General features: G+C 63.9%; 5 protein-coding genes. 3 read left to right on the plus strand and 2 right to left on the minus strand.

The window, feature by feature from the left end; genetic code table 11:
• Nucleotides 1–276 precede the first annotated feature (276 nt).
• Together ACPDIT_RS15080 and ACPDIT_RS15085 are read right to left on the minus strand one after the other, a co-directional pair.
• Entirely contained in the window at nucleotides 277–717 is a 441-nt protein-coding gene (locus ACPDIT_RS15080) for a TA system VapC family ribonuclease toxin (protein WP_423444897.1), read from the minus strand.
• A complete protein-coding gene (locus ACPDIT_RS15085; protein WP_423444899.1) occupies nucleotides 714–941 on the minus strand; it encodes an antitoxin in 228 nt (75 codons plus the stop codon). The genes ACPDIT_RS15080 and ACPDIT_RS15085 overlap by 4 nt, the downstream gene beginning before the upstream one ends.
• Nucleotides 942–1933: 992 nt before the next feature.
• Between ACPDIT_RS15085 and ACPDIT_RS15090 the strand changes: the two genes are divergently transcribed.
• The 3 genes from ACPDIT_RS15090 to ACPDIT_RS15100 all read left to right on the plus strand — a co-directional run bounded on the left by ACPDIT_RS15090 (nucleotide 1934) and on the right by ACPDIT_RS15100 (nucleotide 5211).
• Nucleotides 1934–2320: a HEPN domain-containing protein gene (locus tag ACPDIT_RS15090; RefSeq protein WP_423444901.1), complete on the plus strand. Its 387-nt coding sequence runs from the start codon at nucleotides 1934–1936 to the stop codon at nucleotides 2318–2320.
• Nucleotides 2304–2675 carry a nucleotidyltransferase domain-containing protein gene (locus ACPDIT_RS15095; protein WP_423444903.1) on the plus strand — a complete coding sequence of 124 codons (372 nt, stop codon included), beginning with the start codon at nucleotides 2304–2306 and terminating at the stop codon, nucleotides 2673–2675. The genes ACPDIT_RS15090 and ACPDIT_RS15095 overlap by 17 nt, the downstream gene beginning before the upstream one ends.
• Nucleotides 2676–3474: 799 nt before the next feature.
• Nucleotides 3475–5211: a Gfo/Idh/MocA family oxidoreductase gene (locus tag ACPDIT_RS15100; protein ID WP_423444905.1), complete on the plus strand. Its 1737-nt coding sequence runs from the start codon at nucleotides 3475–3477 to the stop codon at nucleotides 5209–5211.
• Nucleotides 5212–5468 lie beyond the last annotated feature (257 nt).

Here is a 5468-nt window from a genome sequence, read left to right on the forward strand (position 1 = left end):
TTCTGCGTGATCTGCGTGTTCTGTGGGCTCTTGAAAAAAGCGTAGCCGCCGCCGGAAGGCGGCGGACCGATCCAAGATGCTGGGTTGTTCTGCCTGTTCCGTGTGATCTGTGGGCCCAAAGACAGAACTTCTGCGTGTTCTGTGTGTTCTGTGGGCTCTTTTAGATGGAATGTAGCCGCCGCCGTCAGGCGGCGGACCGATCCGGAACAGGGGGTGTTCTGCGTGTTCCGTGGGCTTGGGAATGATTTCCGCGGGCTCCGTGGGCTCTCTCGCGGCTCAAGAGACCAATTCCACCGCCTCCCGCTCAGGGCTGTCGGGGGCCGTCAAATCCAACACGGCCCGGTCCAGGGTGGCCAGCCTGCCACCGTGGCGAATCGCAAGCCCGAGCAAATACGCATCCGTGAGCTGTCGATGCCCGGCAAGTCGCAACCCCGCAAACCCGACCGCCTCCTCCACGGGCAACGCGTCCGGCCAAAACACATGGTCGGCGTCCCGGGTGTTGGCGGCCAATACCTGCACGGCCTCCCATGGTTGAACAGCGTCGCGGGAAAAGGCCGGATTCGACACCACTCGCACAAAACCCATTTGGGTCAGCGGGCAGGTGGCCCATCCTCGGGCGCGGTTTTGTTGGAACCAGCTCACGGCCCGCGCGTGATGCTCATGAGCCGGCCACAGGAGCGCCACCAGGAAGTTCACGTCCAGCAGACAAGCTGTCATACCCCCTCGCTCTCCAGACGGCGCACCAGGTCACTCGACACCCTCGGGGAATCCGGGGGCAACCGGAAGACCACCAGGCCGGCCTCTTCTGAGGTCGGCGTGGGCGTCTCCAGGGCGCGACGGACGAGCTCCGAAATTACCTTGCCCAGGGCGACCCCGCGTTCCTTGGCCCGTTGGGACACGGCTTGGAAAATATCATCATCCAGGTTCAATGTCGTCCTCACGCCACAACCATGCTTCCACGATAGCATGATGTCAAGCTGCAGGCGCGATGCCAAATGCCGTTATTGATGCAGCGCTACTGGGGTTGTGGGCGTGAGCCGAAGGGAAGTGCGCTCACGGCATAGAGGCGCGCAGCACCCAACCGGCCCACAGAACGCGCGGAAGTATAGAGAGGACCAAACCACGGAACATGCAGACCTCACAGAACGTTAGAACAATGGGCCAGTCCGCCGACTCACGTCGGCGGCTACCAGGAAGCCCACAGAACACGCAGAAAAGCCCACACAGTACGCGGAATACGCAGAAAAAGAATCAAGGAGCATCCACAAGCGGGGTTTTCAACAAAGCCGACATGGGTACATCCACCGACTCCCGTCGGTGGCTACCGGGGGCGCTTGGTAGCCGGCGGCGGACCGATCCAGAACAGGTGGGCTGTTCTGCGTGTTCCGTGTGATCTGTGGGCTCTTGGAAAAACAGGTAGCCGCCGCGGTAACGCGGCGGACCACCTCAAGGCCGAGTTTCCGCCGACTCACGTCGGCGGCTACATTGACGCCCCGGTTCCGCGGCTTTCAGGGATAATCCCGGGCTCGGAGCGAGCTTGCTGGCTCGTCTGCGCGTTCGGCAGGTGCTTCAAAAAACGTCCTTCTGCGTACTCTGCGTGCTCTGTGGGCTATTGAAAAAAAGCGTAGCCGCCGCCGGAAGGCGGCGGACCGATCCAAGACAACCGGGTTGTTCTGTGTGTTCCGTGTGATCTGTGGGCTTGAAGGAATTCTGTGTGTTCTGCGTGTTCGGCGTGTTCTGGGGGCTTTGAGAAAAGGACTCTGGCTATTCCCCCTGCTCTGTAGTTTTTGAGTTCTGTGTATTCTGTGTGCTCTGTGGGCCTTAAAAACACATTCCGTGGGTTCCGCGTGATCCGTGGGCTCAAAAGCCCATTCTGCGGGCTCGGCGGGCTCGAAGAGGAAGCGCTGGTGCCGCAGGGCACGCGCACAACAACATGAATCGGGCACTCGATTGGTTCCGGCAGGCCGAGCGTGATCTCGAACAGGCCGCGGACAGCCGCGCGGCCAGCCGACACGAATGGGCCTGCTTCGCCGCCCATCAGGCCGCCGAAAAGGCCCTCAAAGCCCTGCACCTCCATTATGGTCAGGAAGCCTGGGGCCATGTGCTCAGTCGGCTCCTCCAGGAGCTGCCTGCGCAGTGCCCCACGCCGCCGGACCTCGTGGAAAAGGCCCGGGTTCTGGACGGTCATTATGTGCCCGCCCGCTATCCGAATGGGTTTGTCGCGGGTGCCCCGTTCGAACACTACGGCCCGCTCCAGAGCGAACAGGCTCTCACCTATGCCCGTGAGATCCTTGCATTCGTGCGTGCTCAAATGGCCTGAGCCCGGCGAGGTCCTGTCCGCGCTCCAGGACTGGATTCGCCGGCGCGCCGTCGAGCATCCCGAACTGCTGGGCGCCGCCTGCATCGGATCGCACGCCCGCGGCGACGCCGGCCCCGGCAGCGACCTCGACCTGGTCCTGGTGGTATCGGATGCGCCGTCGGACCGGGCCCAGCGGCATGCCCCCTGGCCCATCGAACAGCTGCCGGTGCCCACGGACCTCTGGGTCCTGACCGCCCTTGAATGGCGCGTGCTGCCCCGAAACAGCCGTTTCGGCCGCGTGCTGCGTCAGGAGGCGCGCTGGCTCTACTGTGCCCCCGGCTGGAACCCTGGCCCGCACCCTGACCGGGAAACCTGAACCACCGAACACGCAGAAGAGACAGCCCACAGAGCACCCAGAACACACTGAAGATTCTCATAAGAAGCCCACAGGACACGCAGAATACGCAGAAACCACAGATCATGCAGAGCCCTCCGGAGGCTGTCTCCGCAGCCGCCGCGGGAACGCGGCGGACCATTTCAGGGTAGAGCCTCCGCCGACTCACGTCGGCGGCTACGAGGAAGCCCACAGAACACACAGAAAGAATAGCCCACAGACCACGCAGAACACGCAGAAAGAAAAAGCCCACAGAGCACACAGAAGATTTTCAGAAAAAGCCCACCGAGTACGCAGAATACGCAGAAGAAGAATCAAGGAGCATCCACAAGTGGGGTTTTCAAAAACGACGAAATGGGTAAGTCCACCGACTCCCGTCGGTGGCTACGGATTCAGAACTGGTAGCCGCCGCCGTCAGGCGGCGGACCGATCCGGAACAGGGGGTGTTCTGCCTGTTCCGTGTGATCTGTGGGCTCTTGGAAAAACAGGTAGCCGCCGCGGGAACGCGGCGGACAATTCCAGGCCCGAGTTTCCGCCGACTCACGTCGGCGGCTACGGAGTTCCCCCCGTCTGCGTGTTCTGCGTGCTCTGTGGGCTATTGAAAAAAAGGCGTAGCCGCCGCCGGAAGGCGGCGGACCGATCCAGAACAGGGGGGTGTTCTGCGTGTTCCGTGTGTTCTGCGGGCTTTCAAAGGGTTCTCTGCTTGCTCTGTGGGCTTTTGTGAACCGTCTGCTCCACGCGCTCCCATGAACATCTGCGTGCTCCGGGGGGCTATCCGACCATGAACGCGACTGCACCTGACCTGGCCCTGATCGGTGCCGGCTATTGGGGCCGCAACCTGGCCCGGAACTTCCACGCCCTCGGCGTCCTGCACACGTTGTGCGACACCTCCGCCGAGGCCCTGGCCGGGTACGGACCCGAGTTCGACACCGTCCGCAAGGTCGGGGACCCGGCGATTCTGTGGGACGACCCCGCCGTCACCAGGGTCGCCATCGCCACGCCGGCCGCCACGCATTACGCCCTGGCCCGAGCGGCCCTGTTGGCCGGCAAGGACGTGTTCGTCGAAAAACCCCTTTGCCTGGACGTCGCCCAGGGGGCCGAGCTGGTGGCGCTGGCCCGCGCACACAACCGCATCCTGATGGTGGGGCATCTGCTGCAGTATCATCCGTGCATCCTGCGCCTGCGCGCGATGGTTGCGGCCGGCGAACTGGGCAAACTCTACTACATCACCTCGAACCGGTTGAACCTCGGCAAGATCCGTCGCGAAGAAAACGCCCTCTGGAGCTTCGCCCCGCACGATCTCTCCGTGATCCTGGCGCTGGCCGGAGACCAGATGCCGCTGCGCATCCGGTGCACCGGCGAGTCGTATCTGAACCATCACATCGCCGACACCACGCTGACCACGCTCCGTTTTTCAGGCGGCCTGTGCGCCCACGTGTACGTCAGCTGGCTCAACCCCTTCAAGGAACAGAAACTCACCGTCGTCGGCTCCGAGGGCATGGCGGTCTTCGACGACACCCTTCCCTGGCCCCAGAAACTCCGGCTTCATCGACACTACCTGCGGTGGTCGGGCGGACAGGTTCCCGTCCCCAATCGCTCGGAGGGCGAGCCCGTGCCCGTCGAACCGGTCGAGCCCCTGTTGCAGGAATGCCGTCACTTTCTGGAGTGCTGTCGCGACCGCACCGCGCCGCGCACGGACGGCGACGAGGGCCTGCGCGTGTTGCGCGTTCTCGATGCGGCCCAACGCAGTTTGGAACGCGACGGCGAGGCCGTGGACCCCGCAGCGCTGTCCGTGTTGCCGGTTACGTCCCCCGGGAGAACAGTCGTGCCCGGGGCCGGGGCGATCCCTCCCGCCTGCTCGGGCACTTCCGACGTCTTCATTCACCCCACCGCGGTGGTGGACGCGGGCGCCGAGATCGGTCCGGGCACGCGCATCTGGCACTTCGCCCACATCTGCCGGGGCGCCCGGATCGGACGCAACTGCGTGTTCGGCCAGAACACCTTCGTCGCCGACGGCGTCCGGATCGGCGACAACGTCAAGGTGCAAAACAACGTGTCCATCTACACCGGCACCGAGATCGAAGACGACGTGTTCCTGGGGCCCTCGTGCGTGCTGACCAACGTGACCAATCCGCGTTCGCAGGTGAACCGACATGCGCTGTACGAGCGCACGTGGATTCGCCGTGGCGCCACCGTGGGGGCCAACGCCACCGTCGTCTGTGGGGTGACCATCGGCCGCTACGCCTTCATCGCCGCCGGGGCGGTCGTCACCCGGGACGTTCCCGACTACGCCCTGATGGTCGGGGTGCCGGCCCGACAGAAGGGCTGGATGAGCCGGCACGGGCATCCCCTGCCCCCGCCCGGTCCGGATGGCGTCATGGTGTGTCCCGAGAGCGGGTTCCGATATCGCGAGGTCGAGCCGGGCGTGCTGCGCTGTCTGGATCTGGCCGAGGACGACCCCCTGCCGGAGCCGTTACGGACCGGTCGGCGACCCTACCGCGATTTTCATCCCCGCTGACGAGAGTCCGCGGACCACGCAGAAGAGACAGCCCACAGAGCACGCAGAATACACTGAAGAGTCTCATAAAAAGCCCACAGAGCACGCAGAATACGCAGAAACCACAGATCATGCAGAGCCCTCCGGAGGCTGTCTCCGCAGCCGCCGCGGGAACGCGGCGGACCATTTCAGGGTAGAGCCTCCGCCGACTCACGTCGGCGGCTACGAGGAAGCCCACAGAACACACAGAAAGAATAGCCCACAGACCACGCAGAACA

This window comes from Limisphaera sp. VF-2 (assembly GCF_049537125.1).
Taxonomy (GTDB): Bacteria; Verrucomicrobiota; Verrucomicrobiia; order Limisphaerales; family Limisphaeraceae; genus Limisphaera.

Excerpts from the sequence above, each read along its gene's own strand:
- ACPDIT_RS15080 (WP_423444897.1), bottom strand. The coding sequence starts at position 717 with ATGACAGCTTGTCTGCTGGACGTGAACTTCCTGGTGGCGCTCCTGTGG.
- ACPDIT_RS15090 (WP_423444901.1), top strand. The coding sequence starts at position 1,934 with ATGAATCGGGCACTCGATTGGTTCCGGCAGGCCGAGCGTGATCTCGAA.
- ACPDIT_RS15100 (WP_423444905.1), top strand. The coding sequence starts at position 3,475 with ATGAACGCGACTGCACCTGACCTGGCCCTGATCGGTGCCGGCTATTGG.